25 protein-coding genes are annotated in these 26,723 nt (G+C 39.9%); 10 read left to right on the top strand and 15 right to left on the bottom strand.

Going from position 1 to position 26,723, the window contains the following annotated elements; translation table 11 throughout:
* Window positions 1-255: 255 nt before the first annotated feature.
* Window positions 256-768, bottom strand: coding sequence for a disulfide bond formation protein B (locus tag OQE68_RS12875; RefSeq protein WP_180570592.1), 513 nt, complete (start codon window positions 766-768; stop codon window positions 256-258).
* A 145-nt stretch (window positions 769-913) separates the two neighbouring features.
* Here OQE68_RS12875 and OQE68_RS12870 point away from each other — a divergent pair, with 145 nt between their 5' ends.
* The gene (locus tag OQE68_RS12870; RefSeq protein ID WP_180570591.1) at window positions 914-1,333 is read left to right on the top strand and encodes a flagellar basal body-associated FliL family protein; all 420 of its coding nucleotides are present in this window, start codon (window positions 914-916) and stop codon (window positions 1,331-1,333) included.
* A 52-nt stretch (window positions 1,334-1,385) separates the two neighbouring features.
* Here the strand turns inward: OQE68_RS12870 and OQE68_RS12865 are convergent, their stop codons facing one another.
* From OQE68_RS12865 to hslO, 5 genes are all read right to left on the bottom strand, one after another.
* Complete coding sequence (locus OQE68_RS12865) at window positions 1,386-1,601, bottom strand: ribosome modulation factor (protein WP_180570564.1); 216 nt, start codon at window positions 1,599-1,601, stop codon at window positions 1,386-1,388.
* Window positions 1,602-1,998: 397 nt separating this feature from the next.
* Window positions 1,999-3,591 (bottom strand): glutamate--cysteine ligase, encoded by a 1,593-nt coding sequence (gene gshA, locus OQE68_RS12860; protein ID WP_180570590.1) that lies wholly within the window; start codon window positions 3,589-3,591, stop codon window positions 1,999-2,001.
* Between the two features lie 359 nt (window positions 3,592-3,950).
* Window positions 3,951-6,278: a Tex family protein gene (locus OQE68_RS12855; protein WP_180570589.1), complete on the bottom strand. Its 2,328-nt coding sequence runs from the start codon at window positions 6,276-6,278 to the stop codon at window positions 3,951-3,953.
* 330 nt (window positions 6,279-6,608) lie between these two features.
* Window positions 6,609-8,168, bottom strand: coding sequence for a phosphoenolpyruvate carboxykinase (locus OQE68_RS12850; protein WP_180570588.1), 1,560 nt, complete (start codon window positions 8,166-8,168; stop codon window positions 6,609-6,611).
* Window positions 8,169-8,589: 421 nt separating this feature from the next.
* Complete coding sequence (hslO, locus tag OQE68_RS12845) at window positions 8,590-9,471, bottom strand: Hsp33 family molecular chaperone HslO (protein ID WP_180570587.1); 882 nt, start codon at window positions 9,469-9,471, stop codon at window positions 8,590-8,592.
* 282 nt (window positions 9,472-9,753) lie between these two features.
* Between hslO and OQE68_RS12840 the strand changes: the two genes are divergently transcribed.
* Window positions 9,754-10,830 carry an efflux RND transporter periplasmic adaptor subunit gene (locus tag OQE68_RS12840; protein ID WP_180570586.1) on the top strand — a complete coding sequence of 359 codons (1,077 nt, stop codon included), beginning with the start codon at window positions 9,754-9,756 and terminating at the stop codon, window positions 10,828-10,830.
* A 19-nt stretch (window positions 10,831-10,849) separates the two neighbouring features.
* On the top strand, window positions 10,850-14,023 hold the full coding sequence (locus OQE68_RS12835; RefSeq protein WP_180570585.1) for an efflux RND transporter permease subunit: 3,174 nt from the start codon (window positions 10,850-10,852) through the stop codon (window positions 14,021-14,023).
* A gap of 12 nt (window positions 14,024-14,035) precedes the next feature.
* On the opposite strand, the gene OQE68_RS12830 is transcribed toward OQE68_RS12835, so the two are convergent.
* On the bottom strand, window positions 14,036-14,545 hold the full coding sequence (locus tag OQE68_RS12830; protein ID WP_180570584.1) for an O-acetyl-ADP-ribose deacetylase: 510 nt from the start codon (window positions 14,543-14,545) through the stop codon (window positions 14,036-14,038).
* Between the two features lie 447 nt (window positions 14,546-14,992).
* Here OQE68_RS12830 and OQE68_RS12825 point away from each other — a divergent pair, with 447 nt between their 5' ends.
* Window positions 14,993-15,232: a hypothetical protein gene (locus tag OQE68_RS12825; RefSeq protein ID WP_180570583.1), complete on the top strand. Its 240-nt coding sequence runs from the start codon at window positions 14,993-14,995 to the stop codon at window positions 15,230-15,232.
* Window positions 15,233-15,330: 98 nt separating this feature from the next.
* Here the strand turns inward: OQE68_RS12825 and OQE68_RS12820 are convergent, their stop codons facing one another.
* The 3 genes from OQE68_RS12820 to OQE68_RS12810 are packed head-to-tail and all read right to left on the bottom strand — an operon-like array spanning window position 15,331 to window position 16,399.
* Window positions 15,331-15,621, bottom strand: a complete 291-nt coding sequence (locus OQE68_RS12820) for a hypothetical protein (protein ID WP_180570582.1) — start codon at window positions 15,619-15,621, stop codon at window positions 15,331-15,333.
* 41 nt (window positions 15,622-15,662) lie between these two features.
* The gene (locus tag OQE68_RS12815; protein ID WP_219340167.1) at window positions 15,663-15,902 is read right to left on the bottom strand and encodes a helix-turn-helix domain-containing protein; all 240 of its coding nucleotides are present in this window, start codon (window positions 15,900-15,902) and stop codon (window positions 15,663-15,665) included.
* The gene (locus tag OQE68_RS12810; RefSeq protein WP_180570581.1) at window positions 15,899-16,399 is read right to left on the bottom strand and encodes a hypothetical protein; all 501 of its coding nucleotides are present in this window, start codon (window positions 16,397-16,399) and stop codon (window positions 15,899-15,901) included. Before OQE68_RS12810 ends, OQE68_RS12815 begins: the two co-directional genes overlap by 4 nt.
* 194 nt (window positions 16,400-16,593) lie before the next feature.
* Between OQE68_RS12810 and rsmD the strand changes: the two genes are divergently transcribed.
* Genes rsmD through OQE68_RS12795 form a run of 3 tightly spaced genes read left to right on the top strand, consistent with a single transcriptional unit; the run spans window position 16,594 to window position 19,543 of the window.
* Window positions 16,594-17,211, top strand: coding sequence for a 16S rRNA (guanine(966)-N(2))-methyltransferase RsmD (gene rsmD / locus OQE68_RS12805; RefSeq protein WP_180570580.1), 618 nt, complete (start codon window positions 16,594-16,596; stop codon window positions 17,209-17,211).
* Between the two features lie 8 nt (window positions 17,212-17,219).
* Window positions 17,220-18,557, top strand: a complete 1,338-nt coding sequence (locus tag OQE68_RS12800) for a YdgA family protein (RefSeq protein ID WP_180570579.1) — start codon at window positions 17,220-17,222, stop codon at window positions 18,555-18,557.
* Window positions 18,557-19,543: a hydrolase gene (locus OQE68_RS12795; RefSeq protein WP_180570578.1), complete on the top strand. Its 987-nt coding sequence runs from the start codon at window positions 18,557-18,559 to the stop codon at window positions 19,541-19,543. The genes OQE68_RS12800 and OQE68_RS12795 overlap by 1 nt, the downstream gene beginning before the upstream one ends.
* A gap of 12 nt (window positions 19,544-19,555) precedes the next feature.
* On the opposite strand, the gene OQE68_RS12790 is transcribed toward OQE68_RS12795, so the two are convergent.
* Window positions 19,556-20,491 (bottom strand): substrate-binding domain-containing protein, encoded by a 936-nt coding sequence (locus tag OQE68_RS12790; protein WP_180570577.1) that lies wholly within the window; start codon window positions 20,489-20,491, stop codon window positions 19,556-19,558.
* A 94-nt stretch (window positions 20,492-20,585) separates the two neighbouring features.
* Between OQE68_RS12790 and OQE68_RS12785 the strand changes: the two genes are divergently transcribed.
* Window positions 20,586-21,551 (top strand): phosphate ABC transporter substrate-binding protein, encoded by a 966-nt coding sequence (locus OQE68_RS12785; RefSeq protein WP_180570576.1) that lies wholly within the window; start codon window positions 20,586-20,588, stop codon window positions 21,549-21,551.
* Between the two features lie 246 nt (window positions 21,552-21,797).
* Here OQE68_RS12785 and OQE68_RS12780 read toward each other — a convergent pair whose 3' ends face one another.
* Complete coding sequence (locus tag OQE68_RS12780; RefSeq protein WP_180570575.1) at window positions 21,798-22,103, bottom strand: hypothetical protein; 306 nt, start codon at window positions 22,101-22,103, stop codon at window positions 21,798-21,800.
* A gap of 273 nt (window positions 22,104-22,376) precedes the next feature.
* Between OQE68_RS12780 and OQE68_RS12775 the strand changes: the two genes are divergently transcribed.
* Window positions 22,377-23,384, top strand: a complete 1,008-nt coding sequence (locus OQE68_RS12775; protein ID WP_180570574.1) for an ABC transporter substrate-binding protein — start codon at window positions 22,377-22,379, stop codon at window positions 23,382-23,384.
* A 21-nt stretch (window positions 23,385-23,405) separates the two neighbouring features.
* Here the strand turns inward: OQE68_RS12775 and OQE68_RS12770 are convergent, their stop codons facing one another.
* On the bottom strand, window positions 23,406-24,155 hold the full coding sequence (locus OQE68_RS12770) for an AraC family transcriptional regulator (protein WP_180570573.1): 750 nt from the start codon (window positions 24,153-24,155) through the stop codon (window positions 23,406-23,408).
* A gap of 137 nt (window positions 24,156-24,292) precedes the next feature.
* On the opposite strand from OQE68_RS12770, the gene OQE68_RS12765 reads away from it, so the two are divergent.
* Entirely contained in the window at window positions 24,293-24,781 is a 489-nt protein-coding gene (locus OQE68_RS12765; protein ID WP_180570572.1) for a nuclear transport factor 2 family protein, read from the top strand.
* Between the two features lie 69 nt (window positions 24,782-24,850).
* Here the strand turns inward: OQE68_RS12765 and OQE68_RS12760 are convergent, their stop codons facing one another.
* Together OQE68_RS12760 and OQE68_RS12755 are read right to left on the bottom strand one after the other, a co-directional pair.
* Window positions 24,851-25,045, bottom strand: a complete 195-nt coding sequence (locus OQE68_RS12760; protein WP_180570571.1) for a YqaE/Pmp3 family membrane protein — start codon at window positions 25,043-25,045, stop codon at window positions 24,851-24,853.
* A gap of 271 nt (window positions 25,046-25,316) precedes the next feature.
* A complete protein-coding gene (locus OQE68_RS12755; protein ID WP_180570570.1) occupies window positions 25,317-26,708 on the bottom strand; it encodes an FAD-binding oxidoreductase in 1,392 nt (463 codons plus the stop codon).
* Window positions 26,709-26,723: the final 15 nt, after the last annotated feature.

Below are 26,723 nucleotides of genomic sequence, written 5' to 3'. Positions count from 1 at the left end.
CTAGCTTCTTTCTTCAGCACTATAAGCCTGCTTCCCCATCTAAGCAGAGTTGGCTCATATTCGCTAGATTAGGCCAGAGCGATTTTTGCAGCAAGTAAAATAATTGATTGATAACTGACAAATTTGCTTGACAAAATCGTATTAAAAAAGCGTCTTGTAACTAAAAAAAACAAGGGGTAGGATGAACCGTTTAAACAACCAAACCAGTGTTTAACTGAAGGTTGTTTAACTGAAGATAGTTTAATTGAAGAAAGCTTAGCTAAAGAGAGTTCGTGGCCCTCTTTGCCTGAAGACCTCCACCAAAGAAAATAATGTAAAGCAGATAAAGGCAACTAAAGTCCAGCCAGGAATACTTAACCCTAAGAACTCCCAAACTACTTTTGCACAGTCACCGGTACCCGTTAGCATGTGGCCTAGCACTTCGGTAAAAGGTAGTACATCAATCATATATTCAACACTGGGCATACATTCTGGCACTTGGTCCGCTGGCAAGCTCTGTAGCCACAACTGTCTTGACGCCAAAGCAACACCAAAACCAGAAAAGAGTAAGGCAATGCCTCCGTAGATACGATAGCCTTTATTTTCTGGCCCATGCAACACAGCTATAAGGCAGACTAAAGCAATTGCCATAAAGACGATTCGCTGCATGATGCACATTGGACAAGGCTCCAAACCAAGACCATGCTGCATATACAAAGCCCCTCCAAGTAGCGCCAAACAAACAGCTAAAGCAAGCAAAAATAAAAGTCTGGACTTAGGTAGTGTCATAGATAATTGCTCCCGCCTTAAGACACCTAATGGTTAAAATAGAGCTACACTAGTGTAGAGAAATACGATATGCAAGGGCCACATTTCTTGTTGTAGAGCGCCACCAACACAGTAAGTTCACTTATTGCATAACCAAGGTGGGTTTATGCTTAAAAAAGCGCTTTTTTTTATCAATTTTTTGTTTATAAGCTTATGTTTAATTAGTCACCATAGCACTGCTGAAGAAGGTGATGAGAAAGGGGCCGTAGAATACATTGAACTTAAACCCTCATTTGTGGTGAACTACGGTGAGATAAAAAACCGACTAAAATATTTAAAAGCAGATATATCCGTTCGCGTGTATGGTAAAGATGCCGTTACAAAAGTTGAGCAGCACATGCCGCTATTGCGTGATGGCTTGGTGTTATTGTTTAGCCGCCAACTTGATAAGGATATAAGCAACGCCGAAGGGAAAGAAAGCTTACGACAAGAAGCATTAAAAATTATCCAAGACCGTCTCAAAGAAGAGGAAGGCAAACCTATTGTTGATGACCTGTTGTTTACATCATTTGTGGTGCAGCGCTAACCTCAAGAGATCGTCCACTAACTTGCTAACGCTTATCTGCATAGTGAAGCTACTAAGCAGCAGAGATACTTAACTCATACTGATGTAAACCATCATCAAACCCTGCCAGCCATGCAGCTGCCAGCCTTTTATGCTGATAGGGTGGAAGATTAAAAATTGTGCGAATACCTGCCTGGTAGCCTTGTTGGTATGCATTTGTTAAATCATCCAGCGAGCACTCCCCCATCTCACTGGTATCAGACTGATCTGGCGCTTCCTTTTTAGTCATATCTGCCGCCCTGGGTATATTGCTTTAGGGTAATAATAAAGCGCTACATACACTCTAACTTTTGCTTATTTGTATATTTATTTAAGTCTCTACTCACAGCTTATCTATTGATGATATCAACTATACAACTCCACCCTACACAGGGGGTGTCGCATATTTTGTTAACTAGATAACCTGTTACACGACTGTCTGTTTTGCCGCAATCTGTTACATCACAACCAGTGGTGTAGTTATACTTTTAGTTATAGTGCTTTTATAAACTAAGCAGCGTGACAGCCATCACAAAACTCAATATTCCACTGACTCTGCTATGCATTTTTACCCATCTGCCCATCTGAAGGTGGCGCAGCCCGAATGGATTTGAAATCCCCCCTTTAGGCTGGCCTTTAAATGCTAATTATTTACAAGATGCGGTACTAGTTGGGGAGGCACGAAAGTAGTCTGCCAAAAACTCAGGAAAACTTTGTGAGTCTTTAGTTTCCAAATGGCGTTGATCTGCCCAAGACTGCTGAGTTAACGCATTAAAGTAATTTTGGCGTTTACTACACAATGAAGTCCCTAAAAAATAATCTGCATGCTGTTTGGCAACGCTAATACCAAACTCATTAAAACTGGATTGGCTTTGTTGTAATTCTGCTATTACTTTGGCCGAAGGTGTCAGACTACTGTCTTCTATTTTCGTTAGCTGCTCTTCAATAGCTACTTTGTGATTGTTACTTCCCCAGGCACTATCCAGCAGCTCTGCTACTGGTATTAGCTCCGTTAACAGTTGCTTGGCCCAGTCAGTTAATTGAATGGGTTTATCTTGTTTTATCAGGGTTAGTTCAGGCTTACGCCCTTCAACAACTGTTTGATCAAAATTGTGCTGAATGGCTTTGCATTCTTGCAGATCAATATCTGGGCTATCCGCTAAGGCACAATAAGTTAAAAAGGTATCTAAAAAATGACTGGTAGTTAAATCAATACCTAATGGAGCAAAAGGATTTAAATCCATACAGCGAATTTCAACATACTCCACTCCCTTATCAGCCAACGCATCAATAGGATGCTCACCTGACTGAGTAATTCTTTTTGGCCTAACCGGACTATAATATTCATTCTCTATTTGTAATAAATTAGAGTTCAATTGCCGGTAGTGCCCATTAACTTCAACTCCAATTTGTTCATATTTGGGGTAAGGAGTTTTTATTGCCTTACTAATAGTATCTACATAACTCGGTAAAGTGTTGTAGCATATATTCAAACTAGCCTGAGCATTATTTTGGTAGCCTAAATCACTCATGCGAAGAGATGTTGCATAGGGTAAATACAGCGTCTCATGATTAAGTGATTGCAGGCCATGCTTCCCATTTCTTAAGAAATTTTTACTGACTGCAGGTGAAGCACCAAATAAATACATCAACAACCAGGCATAGCGACGAAAATTACGAATCATGGCAAAATATTTTGTAGATTGGTAATCATCTAACGTTAGCCCTGGCATCTCTTTTTCTTTTAATAATTCCCATAATTCCGACGGCAATGAAAAATTATAGTGAATACCCGCTATTGTTTGCATTGCTTTACCATAACGGTGCGCTAAACCTTCCCGATAAACATACTTCATTTTACCCAGGTTAGAGTCACCATAATAAGCAATCGGTATTTCTTCATCCGAACCTAGCAGACAAGGCATGCTATTTACCCACAACAATTCAGCATCTAAATGTTGGTAGGTGTATTGGTGTAGCTGGTGTTGAAAATGTAAAGCATCTGCTGGGTTTTGATAAACAGGCGTAATAAACTCCAGCAAAGCTTCTGAATAGTCAGTAGTTATATAAGGATGGGTTAATTTTGAGCCCAGCTGGTCAGGATGAGGCTGTTGAGATAAGTAACCAGCCATATCAGTCCGCAGACCTTCTTTTTCAATGCCATGTTGAAGCTGCGTCAATAATTGTATATTGTCTTTTTGACCTAATACTGCAAGACTTGCCTGATACTTAGTAGTCAAAGCGCTACTTCCTTCAATTAAAAGTAATAAACAACACCACTATACAGAGCTTACTTGATTGTCAGTAAAGTAAAGCGTTTTTACCAGTATGCAAAAGTCTAAGTGCTCTCTATATTACAATTACAGTTACTCAAGTTTATTACATGCAGACTAACGATTTTGTTCAAGAATAGCAAAATTCTACTTACCACCAGGATTAGTTACTAGCCTTCTGTCGCAACAAGAGTAATGGAGAATAAATATGAAGTGATAGGGTATTCTTCCACCGCCCTATCACTCCCTATTTCCCTGCTTTTGCGACACCCTTCAAAGGGAGTGGAGTGAAAGCTAGGGAGAGCATTAATTTAAGTATTACAGCTCTACTTTTTCCGTAGTGTTTTTGCATTCGCAAACAGGTCGGCAAATGTTCCACCACTTGATTGACTACCTTTACCTTTTTGCCCCCCAGACTTATTTTTTGGTTGCGACTGTCTGTTACCTTTAGTCGACTGTTGCTTTTGTGCCTGAGTGTCAGTTGCCGAATCAGTTAAGCGCATAGACAGTCCGATACGCTTTCTTGGAATATCCACTTCCATAACTTTGACTTTAACAATATCACCAGCCTTTACGACCTCACGCGGGTCTTTGACAAACTCATTGGACAGCGCAGAGATATGCACTAAACCATCCTGGTGAACGCCAATATCTACAAATGCTCCAAAGTTAGTCACATTAGTAATGACCCCTTCCAGAATCATATCTGGCTTCAAGTCTGCCAGGGTTTCTACGCCTTCTTTAAATTCTGCCGTTTTAAACTCTGGCCTTGGATCACGCCCGGGCTTATCAAGCTCTTTAATAATGTCAGTTACGGTTGGAATACCAAAGGTTTCATCTGTAAAATTTGCGGGGTTAAGTTGTTTTAAAAACTGGCTGTCACCAATAATAGCTTTGACATCCTTGGCACTACTTTCTGCAATTTTCTTAACCACAGGGTAAGCTTCTGGGTGAACACTAGAAGCATCAAGCGGGTTTGAACCATTCATTATTCTTAAAAAGCCTGCCGCTTGCTCAAAAGTTTTTGCGCCCAATCTTGGTACTTTCTTTAAGTCGCTACGCTTATTAAAGGCACCATTTTCATCCCTGAATTGCACAATATTGGTAGCAATAGTTTGGTTTAAACCTGATACACGGGTAAGCAGTTGAGCAGAAGCTGTATTTACATCAACACCTACTGCGTTTACACAGTCCTCAACCACTGCATCCAGTGAGCGAGCTAATTTTACTTGGCTGACATCATGTTGATATTGGCCAACACCAATGGATTTAGGGTCTATTTTTACTAGCTCTGCTAATGGATCTTGTAGCCTTCGGGCAATTGAGACTGCCCCACGGAAGGAAACATCTAAATCAGGAAATTCTTTTGCAGCTAGCTCTGATGCAGAATAAACCGAAGCCCCAGCTTCACTCACCATGATTTTGGTAAGCTTCAGCTCTGGGTAACGCTTCATCACTTCACCTGCCAGTTTATCGGTTTCACGGGAAGCAGTACCATTACCAATGCTGACTAAGTCTACTTTATGCTTAGCACACAGAGCTGCCAATACACTAATAGAACGATCCCACTGGTGTTGTGGGGCATGAGGAAATATGGTGGTGTGATCAACTAATTTGCCGGTACTGTCTACAACAGCAACTTTTACACCAGTCCGCAAGCCAGGGTCCAGGCCAATAGTGCAACGAGGGCCTGCTGGGGCTGCCAGCAATAAGTCATGTAGATTATCAGCAAATACTTTGATGGCCTCTTCTTCTGCCGACTCTCTTACCTGCCCCATTAGCTCAGTTTCTAAGTGGGTTAATAGTTTTACCCGCCAGGTCCAGCGCACTACTTCCTTCAGCCAAGTATCAGCTGGACGACCTTTGTCTTCTAGCTGCCAAAAATCAGCAATCATCACTTCGCATGGACTGGTCGCTGTTTTGTCTTCTTGGTCACCTACTACAATACTGAACTGTAAAATACCTTCATTACGGGCACGGAAAATAGCCAAGGCACGATGGGACGGCATTTTTTGTAACGGCTCATCATGCTCAAAATAATCGCTGAATTTAGCACCTTCATTTTCTTTACCAGCAACCACTCGGGCTGATACGGTACCATCGTCCCATAAGAAAGTACGTAACTTACCAAGTAACTCTGCATTTTCACTAAAGCGCTCCATTAAAATATATTTGGCACCATCAAGTGCAGCTTTAGCGTCTTCTACTTTAGCTTCTGGGTTTAAAAAGTCTTGGGCTTCTTGCTCAGGATTGAGCTCAGGGTTTGCTAATAGTTTATCAGCCAATGGCTCAAGCCCGGCTTCAATAGCAATTTGTGCCTTGGTTCGGCGCTTGGGTTTATAGGGGAGATAAAGATCTTCCAGGCGGGTTTTAGTGTCAGCGTCTTTAATCGCCTTGGCGAGTTCAGGTGTGAGTTTTTCTTGATCTTCAATACTTCTTAAAATGGTTTCTCTTCGATCTTCTAACTCACGAAGATAGCGTAAGCGCTCTTCAAGGTTACGTAACTGGGTGTCGTCTAGTGCCCCTGTGACTTCTTTTCGGTAACGAGCAATAAAAGGGACAGTTGCACCCTCATCTAATAAAGCGACCGCTGCCGCAACTTGTTGTGATCTTACCTCGAGTTCTTCAGCGATACGCTCAAATATACTTTGCATGAATAACCTGTTTTATACGTTGTACACATAAGTCAGATTATACCTATGATTTGTTGCTTTTCGAGAAATACAAAAACAACCTTACATTATCTTTTGTTGGGCTTATCACAAATAGTTTATGAAGCTAGCGGGGATATGTTGGTAGGGTGCCCCAAAAAGCTTGGGAAATTAAAAATGGAGCAATAGGATATTCTTCCACCACTCTACAAGGCCATCCATGGCCTTTAGCGCTTTAGCTGCTCCCGACAGCAGTTCCAGAACACCCCATCACTCCATTTTTCCCAACTTTTGAGTCACCCTACTCTTGAAAAAGTGAAGGGGGAAGAAGGATTAGTCTTCTAACTGAGGGCCTGCTTCTTTTATGGCTTCAGTTACATCAAACTTAGTGAAGTTTTCAATAAACTGATTCGCCAGGTCTTTTGCTGCTTCATCGTAAGCAGCTGGGTCAGCCCAGGTATCTTTTGGATTCAACAGGCGAGTCTCAACCCCTGGCACTTCAACAGGAATTTCCAAGTTTAGTAACGGCAGCCGTGTAGTTTCAACATCAACCAAGGCACCTGTTTGTATTGCACTAATAATTGCCCGAGTGATTGGAATGCTGAAACGCTCACCACCTTTACCATTGGCTCCGCCAGTCCAACCTGTGTTGACTAAGTAGACCCGGCTACCAAATTCCTGGACTCGCTTCATTAATAATTCAGCATATACGCTAGCGGGGCGAGGGAAGAAAGGCGCGCCGAAGCAAGTTGAAAAGGTTGATTTTAAGCCTTTGCCGCCACCCATTTCAGTAGAGCCTACCAGTGCGGTATAGCCACTCAAAAAGTGATAAGCCGCTGCTTCTTTCGATAAGATAGAAACCGGTGGTAAAACGCCTGTCATATCGCAGGTTAAAAAGATAATTGCATTTGGCTCACCAGCACGATTGATATCCACACGTTTTTCAACATGCTCTAATGGGTAAGCACAACGACTGTTTTCTGTTAAAGAAACGTCAGTGTAATCCGGTAGCCGGGTTTGCTCATCAATCATTACGTTTTCAACAATTGCGCCAAAACGTATGGCATTCCAAATAACCGGCTCATTTTTTTGGCTTAAGTTAATGCACTTAGCGTAGCAACCGCCTTCGATATTAAATACGGTGCCCTTGCCCCAACCATGTTCATCATCACCAATCAAGAAGCGGCTTTCATCTGCAGACAAGGTGGTTTTTCCAGTGCCAGACAAACCAAAAAACAAGCAGGTTTCGCCATCTTCACCCACATTGGCTGAACAATGCATTGGCAGTACATCTTTTTCTGGTAATAAAAAGTTTTGTACCGAGAACATGGCTTTTTTCATTTCGCCGGCATAACGCATACCTGCCAGCAATACTTTCCGCTTAGCGAAATTAATGATAACTGCACCATCAGAATTAGTGCCATCCCGCTCAGGTGAACACTCAAAGCTTGGCACATTAAGAATCTGCCAGGTTTCTTTAGCTTTAGGGTTATATTCTTCAGGACGAACAAACAGGTTACGACCAAACAGGTTATGCCAGGCAGTTTCTGTTGTCATGACCACAGGTAAATAGTGCTCAGGATCAGCCCCCACATGCAGATGCTGCTCAAACTGGTCACGACTCGCTAAAAAGTCAGCGACTCGCTCCCATAGCTCATCAAACTTATCAGCTGGAAAAGGTCGGTTGATATTGCCCCAAGCAATTGCATCAGAAGTGCTTGGCTCTTGGACAATAAATCGATCTTTCGGCGAACGGCCGGTACGAGTACCTGTAGCTACAACCAATGAGCCATTTGCTGCTAACTGGCCCTCTCCCCGCTTAATTGCAAGCTCAGTTAATTGAGCAGCACTTAAATCACTATAAGTTGTACTGCCCGTCTGGGTCTCTGTCATTCGTCAATACCTCGCCGGTTTATAAAAAACCGAAGTCTTTTTTGTTATCTGATTTGTAGCGCTCTTATAAAAGCTAAGCGTGTTTTGACCAGATAACAGCTAGTTAATCAATCCTGTGTGTTCAGACTTTGCTATTAATTAGTACACCTAGCAAAGTCTATTAAGAACATCTCTAAAAAACTGGTCTTTAGTAGTGTTCATTTTATTGTATAGTCCTAGTGCTGCATTCTAGGGAGCGCAATTATGCCAAATATTCACGATGTGAGCGAATTTCAAACTGATCAAAGCTCACACATTTGTTTATAACACGTTGTTTACCACATCATACTGAATGATAAAAATTAACCTTCTTTGAAAAAATTGCGGCTACTTTATTTGCTCAAGCATAATGATAATTTCAGGCTATAAGTAACTGAAGCATTTAATGTACAACGGGTGCTGCACCATCACCATCAGGTGCATCAAACAGCTGTTCTACCTCTGGAGCAGAAAACTCATAATGTGCACCACAAAACTGGCAGTCCATACTAACCTGTTGCTGTTCTTGGAGAATGTGGGTTACCTCAGCATAGCCCAAGGTGAGTAGTGCTTTTGCTGTACGCTCTTTTGAACAGCTGCACTTGAATTCGGCAGGGTGAGGCTCATAAAGCCTGACATTTTCTTCATGAAACAGTCTATGCAACACGTCTTTAATTTCAAGGCTGAGCAATTCCTCTGCAGTAATCGTATCAGCTAAGCAGTTTATTCGTTGCCATGCCTCTTGCTGCTCTTCGGAATTATTATCTGGAAGCGCTTGTAAAAGCATTCCTGACACACGACTCTGGTCAGAAAACACCCAAAACCGTGTAGCCAGTTGCTCAGATTGTTTGAAATAGTTAGCTAAGCAGTCAGCTAAAGTCACTCCATTAGTAGAAACGACCCCTTGGTATCGTTTCTTACCCTTAGGATCCACGGTAATTGAAAGCACCCCGTTAGGCATCAAACTAGATAATTCTGTCTCATTATTAACATCTTCTTTCCAGCTTGCCACGGCCCGAAATTGGCGCTTTTCATTACACTCGGCCATCAATAACGTCACAGAGCCTTCGCTTCGAGCCTGCAATGTTAAGGTACCTTCAAACTTTAAAGTTGAGCTTAGCAAAATAGCCGATGCAATCAGCTCTCCTAGCAGCTGCCGAATAACAGGAGGATAATCATGGTTTGCCAGTGCCTGCTGATAGCTATCCTCAAGCGAGACTATCTCTCCTCTAACTGCTGTGTCATCAAAGCTAAAACGCTGGGCGATATCTTTTGTATTACTCATAAAATCAAACAAACCACCTATAAATTGTAACCACAGTATAAACACTGCAGTCTTTGATTTCACTGGGCTACATGGAAAATTTCAGTGGTTTATTAAAACATATCGGCCAACACAACAGCTTAAGTCGCTAAAAAGCTTATGTGTTGCGAATATCAAAACTTGAGTAGTTATGGAAAAACGATGTTGACGACGGCAACATGTATGGTTTATATGTTTACAGTGTAAACATTATCGATTTAACAGCTTCCCTCTTACATCATGGAAGGAAAGGAAGAAGAAACCATGAACCTGCAGCTTATTAATCGGGTTGCCGCTATCCTCTTTGTCATGCCTTCTATCTGGGGAGTTGCGGACCCACTGACAACTAAGCCTACCATTGTCGTTGCCACGGCTCCTGTGATTAAAGAAAAAAGAATTATCCCCATTAAAACCAGTGGTAGGTTAGCTTATAAAAAAGAGACCCGGCTGGCTTTTAAGACCAGCGGCTTAATTAATAGAATTCATGTGGATGAAGGAGAAACTTTCCAGCAAGGTGATACGTTAGCAAGTCTGGATCTTGCTGAAATTAATGCCCAAGTCACTTCAACAGAATCCAATGTAGCAAAAGCCAAGCGTGACTTAATACGATTCACCGATTTATATAAAAAAAATGTCATTCCTTTACAACAACTGCAGGATGCTCAAACTGCCTTACATTTAGCTGAGTCAGAACTGAAAATAGCCACCTTTAATCGTCGTCACTCAATAATTAAAGCGCCATTTAATGGCAAAGTCTTACAGCGTTTCACTGAAGAAAATGAATTAATCAATGCTGGCTCCCCACTTTTCACTGTGGCAAAAAATCAAAACAGCTGGGTGGTTAGAGTAGGGTTAGCAGACCGAGATGTTGTCAAAACATCAGTTCAAGACCCTGTAAAACTAGCATTTGATGCTTACCCGCAAACACTCTTTACTGGAAAAATTACCAAAATTGCAGCGGTGGCTGACCTCAAAACTGGTACTTTTGAAATAGAAGTCAGCTTAAATAATCCACCTTTACCACTTCGTTCAGGCTTTATTGCCCGAGTTGATATTCTACCTAAAAGTACTCAGCCGCTAGCCTTTATTCCCATAGAAGCCATTGTTACTGCTAAGAGCAATCAAGCCATGGTATTTGCTTATGATCAACAAACCAGCCAAGTCAGTCAGCACTGGGTCACCCTAGCTGGCTTATTAAATAAGGAAATGGCCGTTCGAAGTGGATTGGAAAATGTTACAGAAGTAGTAACCGAAGGCGCTAGTTATCTAAAAGACGGTATGACTGTCCAGCGAGTAACAGCCACCAACGCCAATGAGCTAAGACAATATTCAGGCTTATAAAAGCTGTAGGTCACCTTTAATGAAATTACCACACCTTGCCGTTGTTAATTACCAATTCACCTTAATCGTTGTACTGCTTATGGTGGTATTAGGGGTGGTATCACTCAATACCATGCCACGTTCTGAAGACCCTCAGGTAACCATGCCAATGGCTACGGTGTATGCAGTTTATCCCGGCACTACTCCTATTGATATGGAAAAATTAGTGCTTGAACCTATTGAGGAAGCTATTTATGAGCTGGAGGATGTTAAGGTTGTAAAAAGCAAGATAGAAGATGGACTGGTGCTTGCTCATGTAGAGTTTTTAGATATTGAAGACCCAGAAGATTATTACGATGATGTCGTGCAAGCAATGGCATCAATTCGGGACGACTTACCTGATGAGCTACATCGATTGGAAGTACTCAAAGTATCTCCTTCTGATGTCAATATTTTCGTAGTCAGCTTGTTATCAGAAACCGCTTCTTATCGCGAACTAAAACGGTATGGGGAACAGCTTGAACGACAGTTTGAGCGTAGTAACGGCGTTAAACAAGCTGATGTTTGGGCTTACCCTGAACAGCAAGTGCAAGTACGCGCCGACTTAGAAAAAATGCGCGAGCTACAAATATCTTTAGACAATTTACTGGACGCTCTAGAGGCAGCCAGTGTGAATGTACCTGCCGGGCATGTTGACGCAGGGGCCCGCCGCTTTACCGTGCGTACTAGTGGTGACTTTAAAAACCTCCGTGATATTCGCCGCACTACAGTTAAAGCAACGAAAAATCAAATCGTATTTGTTGAAGATATTGCTGAAATCAGTTTTGCCGATGCCGAGCCTACCCACAATGCACGATATAATGGCCAACGAGGTATTTTGATTTCAGTCAAGCAACGAGAGAACACTAATATTTTCTCCGTCATGAAAGGCCTTGATGCCACGTTAACTAATTTCCAGAAAAAATTACCTGCCAATATTAAAGCCGTGGCTATTTTTGACCAGACCAATAGCGTTACCAAAATGATTAATGTCCTAACTGGCAACCTAGTTCAAGGTCTAGTGCTGGTTGGCATCATCGTATTTTTAGTACTTGGTTTTAAACCTAGTCTTGTCGTGGTATTAGCTATCCCCACTTCTATATTGATTGCAATTGGCTTAGTGGATGTGAGTGGCTTCGGACTACAACAAATTACTATTGCAGGTTTAGTGATTGCACTTGGTTTATTAGTCGATAATGCAATTGTTATTATTGAGAATATTGGTCGATTACTAAGACAAAACCAGGCACCTTTCCATGCAGCAGTTTTAGGTACTCAACAAATGAGCAGTGCAGTAGCCAGTGGCACCATTACTACACTGTTAGCTTTTTTGCCCATGCTTATGTTACAAGGCCCTACGGGTCTATTTATTCAGTCTTTACCAGTAACCGTCATTTTAACTTTATCGGTTTCACTCATTATTGCGTTAACACTTACACCTTTATTAGCCAGTCGACTACTAACTAAAAATAACTGTGCTTATGACTTTACCAAGAAACACCTTATTAATAGCCAGAGTGCCAATAATAAATTTTTTACGAAAATCTATCGTGGTATTACGTCAATTAACCCTATTCCAAAATTAATCAACCTGTTAACCCATAATATTTACGGCCCACTACTGCAGTTTTCATTAAAGCTTCCCTGGTTACTATTACTCATTGCCTGCCTGATTTTCGCTGGCAGCTTAACGTTATTCCCTAAAGTAGGCGTTAGCTTATTTCCAAAAGCTGAGAAGCCTCAATTAATGGTAGATATTGATACTCCAGAAGGAACAAGTTTTGATAAAACTCAAGCTATCGCATTAATAGTCGAACAAAAGTTACTATCCCACCCCCAGGTAATAAGTGTGATCACTAATACAGGCAGGGGTAATCCAAAAGTTTATTATAATGTTGACCCTAAACGGGAAACTCCAAATCATGCACAGTTATTCGTACAATTAAAAGATAACGATAAACTGGCTATGCCTGCGTTAGTAACATCATTTCGACAACAATTTCGTGATATCCCTGGCGCTAAAGTTGCTGTTAAAGAATTTATTCAAGGCCCTCCAATTGATGCCCCCATTGCCATCTGGGTAATAGGCGACAATATCAGACAGTTGAAACAGGTATCTACTCAAGTAGAAACAGTCATTAAGCAAACAGCTGGCACTGTAAATGTGCGTAACCCAACGAGCAACTATCGAACGGACCTAAAAGTTAATATCAACCGAGATAAAGCAGGGTTATTAGGTATTCCCCTGATTACCATAGATAAAACAGTACGGGCTTCTTTAGTAGGCACCTCGGTGGGTAATATGAGGGATGAATTAGGTGATGAATATAGTGTGGTAGTCAAGCTTGCTGATGCAGATAAGCCCACTCTAGACGACTTTGACCGGGTAACCGTTACTGGTATGACAGGCAATACCGTGCCATTACGTCATGTGGCAACCCTTGAGCCTGACGAAGGACAAGCTATGTTTCGTCACCTTAACCTAGAGCGCAGCGCACTAATCACCGCAGATGTAAAACATGGTTACCAAGTGGCTGAACTAACTCAAACTATTGCAACAAAGCTAGACCAACTACGCTGGCCTGTCGGCATGAGCTATCAAATTGGTGGCGAAGAGGAAACCCGAGCAGAGTCGTTTGCTGGCATCACCAAAGCACTTATTGTTGCGTTATTGGGTATCTTCGCTGTATTGGTTTTTCAGTTTAAATCCTTGTCTCAACCCCTCATTGTGTTTGCTGCTATTCCTTTTGCCATCATAGGTACACTCATTTGCCTTTATGCCACTGCAAACAGCTTCTCTTTTATGGCTTTTATTGGTTTCAGCTCTCTAGTTGGGATAGTAGTGAATAACTCCATCATTTTAGTCGATTATGCAAACCAGCTTAGAAATGCAGGAAAAAGTGTTATCAGTGCAGCATTTGAAGCAGGCATAACCCGCCTGTCACCTATTTTGCTAACAACACTTACCACTGTTGGCGGGTTACTTCCTTTAACCTTATCCGGCAGTAGCCTGTGGGAGCCCATGGGCTGGACCATCATTGGTGGGCTACTGTCTTCAACTGTTCTGACCTTGTTTGTAGTACCAGTGCTATACGTACTGTTAACACCTAAAAGCAACGCACTGCGTACAGATAAAACGACCTTGGAAGCAAGCCTATTGCCAGAATCTAAGTAAGAATTAACAATTTTAGTAAGCAAGCACTTGATGGTAGACAGCTAAGTCAGCATCAGAAAAACAGCAAAATATAATTTCCTCCAATGACGTTTCTTGCTGTGAAAAGTGCTTAGCTTCTGCTACTGCAATTTCAGTTGCTTGCTCAATAGGGTAGCCATAAACCCCTGTGCTAATGGCTGGAAAGGCTATCGATAACAATTGATGGTCTGCAGCTAGCTTCAGTGAGTTGGCGTAACAATTAGACAGCAACTGAGGCTCATGATTATGGCCACCTCGCCAGATAGGTCCAACTGTATGAATTACATGCTTAGCCAGCAAACGATAGCCCTTAGTAATTTTAGCCTCGCCAGTATCGCAGCCATGTAGCTGCCGACATTCTGCTAACAGCTCAGGCCCAGCAGCTCGATGGATAGCCCCATCAACTCCTCCCCCACCAAGTAAGCTACTATTCGCTGCATTCACGATTGCATCCACAGCAAGCTTAGTAATGTCCCCTTGAATTACTTCTATTTTTGTAGCCATTCGCTTCTACCAATCAAAGTTGTTACTTATAGCATAGAAGATATTGTACTCTTTATGCCGTATAGAAAAACTACTCTTAGAACAACAATATAACGAGCAGTTGGATACTTATAAAAATCAAGTAATGATGCCTTATTCATTTACCCCATACCCGCATTATTTTTCTTCGATGCAGCCCAGTGATTGATAGGGGTTCACTAACATAAAGGGAAGCCAGCATGCTTACCCGTCAACGGTTTCAATTTTACCCACTTGAAAAAAAAATATATAAAATTTACTTGTGATTCTTATCTCATTTGCAACTGGCAGGAAGACATAATTCCTGCTCATAATACTAATCGTTGTTGAGTGGCGACTCATCACAGCTAAAAAACTTAGTAAGTAAATAAACAGAATAATGAGTAGATGCAATAACAAATAAATCTAAAATAATAAGGAGCAATTCATATGCTACCCATACCACCAAGCACAGCATTATCATTGCTTAAAGTAACAGCAAATGTGTTACCAACTGCCGTAAACAGTCTAAAAGATGGCTTTCAACCTGAAGACCTATTAACCATTGGTCATAAAGCTTTTAATAGCACAGCCGATGAGTTTTTAGGACCAGCGGCATCTCCATTAAAAAGCCTGATAAATTTTATTGTGCCTAGTATTCTTGCAAGCCTGAATCAGAATTATCAGTAATAGCGCTTTTGTCAATATTGCTAAACATCAACCTGTCGTTCAATTAATAATAAACTATTGGCATACCCACCAATAGTTTATTTCATTAACCATAGCTTTTATCTTTCAATAAACTCTTTAATATTTACAATAAATTTTTCCGGCCCCTCAAAGTGTGGATAATGACCAGAAAACATGAAAGATTCTGCTATATAGCTGGAAAAGGAGTTAGGTAAATCAAACAAACTTTGTAAGTCTACTTCTAGCTCTTTATAAGTATCTTCTTGAAAAAGCTTCAACAGCAGCAAATCTATCATCATATTGCGGTTGGCTGGTGTCAATAAATCAGGCGACCGTCCCACTAGAATGAGTTTTTTATCTATATCCTTATTTTTCCAATGTATCACCATAACTATGCCCCATAACAGGAACACCACTACACCAGCGCCTTTTACTTTTCATCTTCAGGCTTTTCATATTGAAGTATATCTCCTGGTGTACATTCCAATGCTTCACATAGTGCTTCCAAGGTAGAGAATCTGATACCTTTTGCTCTCCCATTTGCCAACACAGACAGATTTTGTGGTGTTATACCAATTTTCTCGGCTAAATCTTTAGACTTGATTTTTTTCTGGGCTAATAATAGTTGAATTCGGCATTCAATAGGCACATTATTTCTCCACTGAGTCAAATATACTCTTCTAACTCTGATTTAAGTGCACTGCCATGTTTCAGGATATAGACTATGGGCAATATGACAATACCTGCAATTAAGTAAATCTCTGTTGCCATAGGCATAAGATTTATATTTACAGTAAAAGTACTAGTTATATTCAGGGGTTGAAAAACTGCATCTAACAAGAAGTCAATGCCATATGAATAAACAGGGTAAAGCAAACAAAGCCAGCCTATAGCAAAGCTATAGCGAAGGTTAGTTAAATCAAATATTTTTCCATTATAAAACTGAAAAAACACACACATTAACAACATTATCAATATAACCTGATAAAGCAGTTCTAACCCTATAAAGGTCATGACTCTCGTAAAAACCTCTACATTATCACTTGTCTCCTTGTCCAAAACAAACCCTTCACCGCTGACAAACAGGTAAATATTATAGGTAAGAAAAATTAACAAGCTGACGACTGCCATCCCACTCGTTAGCTTTATTTTATTTAGCGAGTTCATATTCATCTCCACACAACATAAAATTATCGTAAAACAATAACAGATTATCGTTTTACGATAATTATTACAATAGCTAATGCCACAATCAAAAAGCTGTGTACACTTACAGCACACTCTGTGCTTTTGCTAAACACTGCCAACAACGGTATAAATCAGGTACAGTTAGTTTGCTTTTGGACTTTTACTAATACCCAATGAAATCACCCCGCACGAAATCTCGTCATGCTCACAACAAAAAGGCTACCAGTTACTTACGTATCATTGGTGGCCAATGGCGTAGTCGTAAACTGACTATTCCTGACTTGCCTGGACTACGGCCCACCACAGACCGGGTACGTGAAACCCTGTTCAACTGGTTAATGCAGACTATTCCTGGTGCGTACTGTTTAGATGCATATAGTGGCACAGGTGCACTTGGGTTAGAGTCGCTATCCCGTGGTGCAAAATTTGTTCAGTTTATTGAAGCCTCATCAGTTGCAGCTCAACAACTAAGTCAGCATTTATCCCAATTGCAGGTCCCTGGAGATGATGCGAACATAACCAATACTGATGCGGTGAAGTGGCTTAGCCAGCCTAGCGACCAGCAGTTTGATGTAGTATTTCTTGATCCTCCTTTTCATCAGGGCCTACTTAACCAAACCTGCCAGTTGCTTGAAACAGGTAACTGGCTTGCTGCTGATGCTTATATCTATGTGGAAGCTGAACAGGACTTAACTACACTTCAAGTGCCGGCCTGTTGGCAGATTCACCGTCAGAAACAAGCAGGACAAGTATGTTTTTACTTGTTTAAGAGACACTTAACAGAGAGTTGAAGGACTTTATGAAAAAAGTTGTAGGCTTAGGCATTGTGGCCATAGCGGTTGCAGGTGCACCTTACCTCACAGGAACCTTGGCAGAAAAGCATTTCAAAGCGGAAATGGAGCATTTACAAAGTTCTTCCACTCTGCAGTCTGTGCCATTTGATTTAAAAATTGATGTTGACTATCAACGCGGTTGGTTTACATCAACTGCCGTAAACACTGTAACAGTAAAGCTGGCAGATCAAGAACCATTCACTTTTCAAGTCAATAACCATATCAGCCATGGCCCTATTTTGCTAAAAGGTCCAAACACCTTTGGTTTAGCGGCAATTGATAGTAAGGTTCCCTTTTCTGAAGAACAACAAGCTGGCATTGCCAAAATTTGGAAAGACAATAAGAACCCAATTCAAGTTCAAAGCCACATTGGCTTTACTGGCAACTCTACAATTGAAGCTTCAGTTGCCGGTTTTACTTTAGACAAAATAGAAGGCAAGCCTTCTGACTCAGTGGCATTTCAGCCAGCTCAAATAACGCTTTCGCTATCTAATAACATGACGCAACTTGTTGCAGACTTCAACTGGGATGGTTTACAAATTAGCTCCAGTGATATGAACATGTTTATTGGCAAAGTGACTGGTCACTCGAAAAAGCAACTGTTACTTGAAGACTTATGGCTAGGTGATGACGAAATCCAATTAAGTGCATTTACCATAAACTCAAATAAATCTGCTAGCAGCCCTCTTGGCAAAGCGCCATCCAACATCACCTTTGAAGGCCTTACTGTAACTGCTCATTCTGAAGCCGATAGTAACAAAATGATCAAAGCTGATACGACACTGGCAGCCCAAAAAGTCGTTGCTGAAAACAAGCCGGTTGCAAATGATATTAAGCTGACCATTGCTTTAGAAAACTTGCCTGCGGAGGCAGTACAGTCAATCACCAAAAAACTTACTGACTTCCAAAAGCAAGCAATGCAAAGTGGTACAGACCAACCAACACCCATGCCTGACTTTGCCGCAATGCAAGATGACTTAAACAAAATTCTGGCTGCAGGCCCTGTTATCAAGATCCCTACTTTGCAGGCAAATACAGAACAAGGCAAAATCGAAGCCGATTTAGAAGCTACTATAAAAGCTGAAAATGCGGCGATGTTACAAAACCCATTGTTACTGATGGGGGCAGTACAAGCTTCTGCAAATGTTAGCGTACCTGCTAAATTAATAGAAAATACCCCATTGGCAGCACAAGTCCCTATCTTTGTTAGTCAAGGGTATATAATTAATGAAAATGATCAATTGAAATCTGCCATTAAATTCCAACAAGGACAGTTAACAATTAATGGCAAACCCATGCAGTAATGTTATCAAGTAGTAGATTTAAACCGGCCTGGTGGTTACCAGGCCCTCACTTACAAACCATCTGGTCGCCCTTGCTGCGACGCCCTTTAGCATTAACCCGACAACGGGAAAGAGTTACCACAACCGATGGTGACTTTATTGACCTAGACTGGTACAACCCACAAAAATGCCATAACCTTGCTTTAATTCTGCATGGTCTAACTGGCAACTCAAACTCACACTATGTTATAGGCTTACAGCAAGCGCTACATAAAATAGGCTGGAATAGCGTCGCGATGAATTTTCGCGGTTGTAGTGGTGAACCTAATTTATTACCAAGAGGCTATCATTCAGGGGACACAAACGACCTGACATTCATTATAAATCACCTAGAACAAAAGACTCCTTACCTGAAAATAGCAGTTATTGGTTTTTCCTTAGGTGGCAATGTACTGCTTAAGTGGTTAGGAGAAGCGCAGCAGAACCGCTCAGTTATTGCGTCAGTAGCTGTTTCTGTTCCCTTTCAATTAGACTTGTGTGCCAAACAAATGAACCAAGGCTTTGCCAAGGTTTATCGAAATTTTTTTTTGCGAGACTTAATCCAATATATTGAAATTAAAAAAAGTTCTTTTATCGCTCAAGGCGCTACAGAATACCACAAAGCATTAAGTACTTTAGGCAATATTAAGCGCTATAAAACATTTTGGGACTTTGACCATAATGTCACTGCACCACTTCATGGATTTAGCGGGGCTGCAGACTATTATCGTCGTTCTAGTAGCAAACACTACTTGTCTGCTATTAACTGCCCTACTTTGATAATACACTCTTTAGATGATCCACTGATCAGTACCGCCTGTTTACCTAAAGAACAAGATCTAAGTGAGTTTACTGAGCTAGAATTAACAACTACTGGTGGCCATGTTGGTTTTATAGGTGGTGAGCACCCTATGAAACCAAACTATTATTTAGAGCAGAGAATCCCACAGTTTCTTGAAGAGTTTTAATTTGTCTCTTGATTAGATAGCTTTCTGCGTACTCGAAGTTATAATCAAACCTTCTTCTTCCTGCCATGCATTACCCATTTTCTTTACTTTCTCTAGCCATTTATCCGCTAATGCCAATCCCTCTTTTAGGTTAACGGTACCCTCATCGGAAATTATTTTTTGCCCCTCCTCACTCAATATAAATTGAACAAGTTTTTTTATGTCCGGGGAGGCATTATTATTTTGAATCGCTATATATAGAGGTCTAAAAAAAGGATAGTTACCTTTCATAATATTTTCTTTAGTAGGAACAAAACCATCAATGCCAATAAATTTTACATCAATTTTTTTAGCAGAACTGATACCATTAATTGCAATTGCACCTTCATGACTCATTGTTGCTTTTTCTAATGGACCGGTAGACTTATACCTATTACCTTTATTTTTAAACTCATAGTCGGGATCATCAAAAATCAATAACCGCGCCATATAACCAACGCCCGACAACTTACCTTTGCGTGTTAATGGAAGAATATCTATGTTAGCTCCTCCCAACTCACTCCAGTTAGTTACCTTGCCATCAAAAACATCCCTTAGATTTTGTACGGTTAAGTTATCTAATTTTTGGCTTTTATTCACCATTATAACTAGAGCATCCCAACCAACCTGGATAAGTTGCAGGTTGTTTTCCTCATCAACTATACCTCCAGATGTAGCTATTCTATGTCGACAAGAAGCACCTATATCTGTCATTCCTTTCGAAGTTAATCTAAGTCCTTTTGTTGCTCCACCGCCAGAAAGCCTGATTTTAATACCAGATTTTTTCTCATATATAGAAGCAATTTTCTCCATATAAGCTTTTTTACTAATACCACACCCTGTGATTGAAATTGTATCTTTAGCCAGTAAATGAATGCTGAAAGTACACATTAGCAATAATGTAAATGCATTAACAAATAAATTTTTCATTTTACAAATCTCATAAACTCGAGCACCTCTCTAAATAGTAGCTAATATATAAGTAGATATAGCTATTTAGTTAACTCTTTTTGAGATAGTAGTTATGGCTGCAAAGATTAAAAGCATCTATTACTATTTTCGTTTTATTAAAAATAGATTCATATCATTTTTTACCTGCCTGATTACTACTTTAATTTTAATAAATGCTTCTGCTACAGAACAACGCCTAACTAGCTCGCTTATTTGGATGGGTTGTGGTGTATCATTAAAAGCCTATATGTCTGAAGTTGCAAAGGCATTTTCAGAAAAAACAGGAATACCTATACGTATGGCTGGCGGTGGCGCCACTAAAGGTATCAGACTAGCAGCAACATCTGTTGCAGATATAGGAGGAACTTGCCGACATAAATTGACCAACTCTAAAGGAAAGGTAATTGACAAAGAAAAGCAAGCTACTTTATTCCCTGTTGCATGGGACGCATTGGTTATTATCATTAACAAAAATAACCCTGTAAAATCCATATCAGAGCAACAGCTAAAGAATATTTTCTCTGGTAAAATAAAAAACTGGAATGAGCTGGGTGGCAAAAATTTACCTATCCATGTGGTAGTAAGAGCAGGAAAATCATCCGGGGTCGGGTTAATGTTTCGCTTAATGGTGTTTAAAGACCCAAACTACGAATTCCCTAGCTCAGTATTAATCAGAAAATCGACAGGCCCTATTGAACGTTATGTGATGAAAACTATCAACGCAATTGCAATTGATGGAATCTCTTCTGCTAGAAAACAAGATTTAAAGTATCTTTCACTCAATAATATAGAGCCAACCAAAGAAAATATAATGTCTGGAGCATATGAGTTTTATAGACCTTTGTATATTTCTATACACAATACCCCATCAGCCTATGCGAGAGAGTTCGTTAATTATATTTTAAGCAAAGAAGGTCAATCGATAATTTCAAAGGCAGGTACCATCAACTTAGAGGAAGGAAGAAAGTTAGAGCATTTATGGCTAAACAAGTGCTATAGAATGCTCGACCAAGAACATAGTGAGTGCACTTATTTCTGATAAGAGGGTTGAAATATTTTTATGAATATTTCTCAATAGTTTAATTCCTTATATTCATAAATATTATCAAAATTCAAAAAAAACAGGACAAAATAAACAACTGTTTAAACTAGAACCACATAATCTAAGTTATTATTTTTATTGATAATTATCACTACATCCGCAGCTTATCCACACCATTATCCCCTAAATTTGTGTATTATTCACATGCGTGGATAACTCTGTGTATAACCTATGCATACGCTCTTAATATATTTTTTCATCACTTAAGGTTAAGTTCCCCCATTGATCACAATGATAGCTTTTACTTGCTAACGGGGTTTGCTCAGCTATATCATTCAGCCTTTTAACAATGCTTTGTATTCTCTTTTCCGGTAAAGGCTGCAAGCTTCTACCTTGTAAAAACCACCGATAATACTGATTGTCTTTAACAGAGGGCATAAGTTGTATAAAATATTTTTGTTGATTAAAGACAATAACTATAGAAAAACACTGGATATCTTTTACAGCCACCCAATGAATAGATTGGTTATTAACAATACTAGAAATCATTTTTTATATACTGCCTTCTTCGTATTTTTATAAACAAAACAAATCATTACACATAAAAGACAATAATAATGCTGAATAATTTACTTCAACTTACAGCTTCGCTGATACTCAGTGTAATCTCTACTTTATAAATAACAAATGACACCTATAACGTTACCTCATAATTGCACTATGCTTTTAACAGTATCCATTTATTAGCTTTAACCAAATACTTAATTAAATCTGGATATAGATCAATGCAATAAATATTTACAGTGTTTTACGATCGTTACAATGACTACCCAAGCTTGTTTATCAAATTTCAGAATATACTGGTTAGCCTTCATTCCTAAAGCAGCTTGCTGTATTCTTTTAGCTTTATTTTTCGGTTATTGCTTTGTAGCCGCAGCCGATCAAAAACACATACCAATCAAAATTGCAACGAATGACTGGGCTAGCCAAATCATTTTATCTTATGCAATCGGTTCAGTATTACAAAATCAAGGGTATACAGTTAAATACCAAACTATTTCTTTAAAACAGCAATGGGGGGGACTGAGATTAGGCCATATTCACTTGCAACTTGAAGTATGGCAGTTTTCAATGGCCAAAGATTTCAACCGAATGGTAGCAAAAGACGTCATTTTAGATGTAGGCGCCCATTCAGCCAAAACCAGAGAAGACTGGTGGTATCCTAGCTATATCAAACGGTTATGCCCAGGTTTGCCAGATTGGCAAGCCTTAAATAAATGCAGTCAGCTATTCAGCACTCCAGAATCAGGCAATAAAGGTGTCTATTATACTGGCCCCTGGATTAGTGATGAGGGCATTAGAATTCGGGTATTTAAGCTCAATTATCGTATCATTAGCATTGATGCTGCATCTCTTAATAAGCGCTTAATAAATGCCGTACACAATAAACAGCCCATTATGCTACTCAACTGGACACCAAATTGGACTGACAACCGTGTTAAAGGCGAGTTTGTGGAATTCCCTGAGTTTTCTCAGCAATGTATTACTGACCCATCATGGGGGGTAAATCCAACTGAAATTAATGATTGTGGTGCTCCTAAGAAAGGCTGGTTAAAAAAAGCAGCGAACCCTAATTTCCCTGTAAACTGGCCATGTGCTTATCAATTTATTCAAAATATCAGTTTTACCAACGACATGATAGCCGAAGCAGCTGCTTTATATGAATACGACAAATTTAGTTATAAAGAGTCAGCTATAAAGTGGCTAGAAAAATATAAAGCATCCTGGCAACAATGGCTTCCCGAGTGCATGACTATACCCAAAAGCTAAATAACTCTCTTAAGGGCACCTCTAATAATTTATTCCACTGAAATAGCCAGAGGGTGTAACCCCTAGCACCTTTTTAAAACTATGCGTAAAAGCGCTAACACTGTTATAACCAAGCTCAAATGCTACTTGAGTAACAGAACATCCCTTAGAAAGCATATGTAGAGCCTGATGCAATTTAGCTTGTAAACGCCACTGACCAAATGAAAGTCCAGTCTCTGCTTTAAAGTGGCGTGTTAATGTTCTTCTAGACATATTCACTTTTTCAGCCCATTCATCTAGCGATAAATGATTACTTGGTTCATTGATTATGGCTGATGCCATTTTAGCTAAACGCTCATCTACAGGCATGGGCAGCAACAAGGATTCATGCTTGGTTCTTATTATTTCATCAATCAGTACTTCTAATACTCTGCATTCTGGGCGGCCAATCGCCTTTTCTTTCATCGCAGCAACCAAACGTTCGACAAGTGCTTTCATTAAAGCTGAAGAGCCCATAACCGTAGGCTGGCCAGGCAGTTGTAAAGACTTCGCCTGGTCAATATGGATACTAAAGCCATTAACAGGACCATGCGTTTCTGCACTATGACAGCAGTGCGGAGGAACCCAGCCTAACCGACCTGGCGGCATTGACCAAATCCCAACCTGCGTTGTTACTGTCATTAACCCGCTGAAAATAGCAAATATTTGGCCTTTCTTGTGGGCATGGCTCGGTGTATGACTCGCTTTATCACGCACAATGGCTTGGATGGAAAAATCTAATTCATTACTCATACATTTGTTTCAACATTGGCCCAATATAACAAATGAAAGACATTATATCGTTATTAAGCCGCTATTACATACCTATACACTTGAGTAACACCAATAAACACTGCAACTGAGTTCTTTACCTTAAACAGGAAGAAATTATGAACAAATTTACCTTAACTGTTCTTTATGCAATAGGAGCATTTACTATGACAGCTAATGCCGAAAGCAATCTTCAACAACAACCATTATTCAACTGCACTACAGGCTTAAAAAGCTGTTTAGAAAAAATGTATACAGAAGTCTTTCATAATCCACAGCAAATTAATCATTTTTTTGCTAAAGATTATACTCAATATGCTGATGGAGAAATTCTAAACTTAACCGAGTTTAAAAAGCATGTAGAAATAGTTAGAAACAAAGTTAGCGATATTAACTTTGAAGTTACCGAAGCAGCAAAATCAGAAGACACTATCTCAGATAGACATTTAGTCAACCTTGAGCTTCATAGTGGAGAAAAAGCCGTAATTGAAATAATCCAGATATCTAAGCTTAAAAATGGGAAAATTCACGAACTACATGAGTTATCAAGAGTAATTTCTGGTGATAAAGCCTTAAAAGCTCTCGCATCTCAGAAACACAACGATTAACCACTGCAAGGCCTGTAAACTACACATAAATGTTATATACAGGCCTTATGTTTGTGTATTTAAGAAGCATTATTCCCTATCTTTTAATGCGTCTTTTATTTTTTGATCGGTTTTATATTGGCTTAATGCATATACTGACCAAATTGCCGCCGGAATCCAGCCAATTAATGTAATTTGTAAGATAAGACAAATAATTCCAGCAAATGGTCTACCAATCGTAAAAAATTGCAGCCAGGGTAATAGTAATGCAAGTAGTAACCTCATTATCAGTCTGATTCCTTATATAAACAAACAAGCAAATAATTTATCAACAATCCCTAAAAGTCTTTCGAGAAGGGTATAACCTAGAAAATAATCAAGATTACTACCCAAAAGCAAGTTAAATATAATTAATTAAACTCGAACCAATAAAAATAAACCTTCAACTTCATATTTGTATAGCTTTGATTTAAGTGATAAACGTAAATTTTCTATAAGACTTTACGTATTTTCCGCAAAGCCTTATATCAGTCATAAAGAGTATTACCGTCGTTTTTTAGTTAATCACTTTTCCAGGGTTCATGATGCCATTTGGATCAAATACTTTTTTAATACCCTTCATTAAATTAATTTCTTCTTCACTACGGGTATAGGTTAAGTAATCCCGTTTAGTCATTCCTACACCGTGCTCTGCAGAAACAGAGCCTTGATATTTTTGTACAATTTCAAACACCCAATTACTCACTTCTGAGCATTTTTCAAAGAACGCCTCTTTGGCTAGATTATCTGGTTTTAAAATATTTAAATGGACATTACCATCGCCAATGTGGCCAAACCAGATAATTTCAAAATCGGGATAATGCTGGTTAACTACTGCTTCTACCTCAGTTAAAAAAGCTGGTACATGAGAAACACTCACGGCAATATCATTTTTATAGGGCGTCCACTTAGCAATAGTTTCAGAAATATCTTCCCGACACCGCCATAAAGACTCTAGCTGCGCCAGGCTCTGGCTCATCACTCCATCTTCAACCCAGCCTTGTTCCATACAATACTCAAACACTTCCATTGCTTGATCAGCAACTTGCTCATTAATACATTCAAACTCAATTAATGCATAATAGTCAGTTCGGCTTTCAAACGGGCGTTGTACATCACTGTGCTCAACCACTTTAGTAAGAGCCTTTTCAGAGAAAAACTCAAATGCAGTTAAATCAATTTTTTCTTGAAAGGCTTTAAGAACATCCATAATGGCACTGAATTCAGGCACACCTAAAACAAGCACAGTTAAGTCCTTAGGAGGGCGAGTGAGCTGCATAGTCGCCTCAACAATAAAGCCCAAAGTACCTTCACTGCCAATAAATAAATGACGGAAGTCATAGCCTGTATTATTTTTAACCAGACCTTTATTCAAATCCATCAGCTCACCGGTTCCAGTCACTACTTTTAAGCCAGCTACCCAATTACGGGTCATTCCATAACGAATCACTTTAATACCACCTGCATTGGTGGCAATATTACCTGCGATCTGGCTAGAACCACTGGAAGCAAAGTCAACTGGATAAAACAAGCCTTGTTCTTCGGCATATTGTTGAAGCTGTTCAGTAATCACCCCTGGCCCACACACGACAGTTCGATCAATTGGATTGAAGTTTTCGACTTTGTTCATGTAGTCAAAGGCCACCACAATTTCGCCATTAGCAGCCACAGCACCTGCACTTAAGCCTGTCCTCCCTCCTGATGGCACCAGCGCCAATTGATTTTCATTGGCAAACCTAACGATTGCCTGAACTTGTTCAATCGACTTTGGAAAAACAATTGCCAGCGGCTTCGGCTCATATACCTTGGTCCAGTCTGTGCCATAAAATGCTAGGGATTCCGGGTCGGTTTTTACCTTGTCAGATTCAACCAATGTTTGTAACTGCTCAACGATTTGCTCAGGGGTCATCTGGCTACTCTCAAA

Origin of the sequence: Spartinivicinus marinus (assembly GCF_026309355.1) — a bacterium.
In the GTDB taxonomy this organism is placed as follows: Bacteria; Pseudomonadota; Gammaproteobacteria; order Pseudomonadales; family Zooshikellaceae; genus Spartinivicinus; species Spartinivicinus marinus.
Note: the sequence above shows the minus strand (reverse complement) of the source record. Positions and strands in the feature narration are given on the sequence as shown.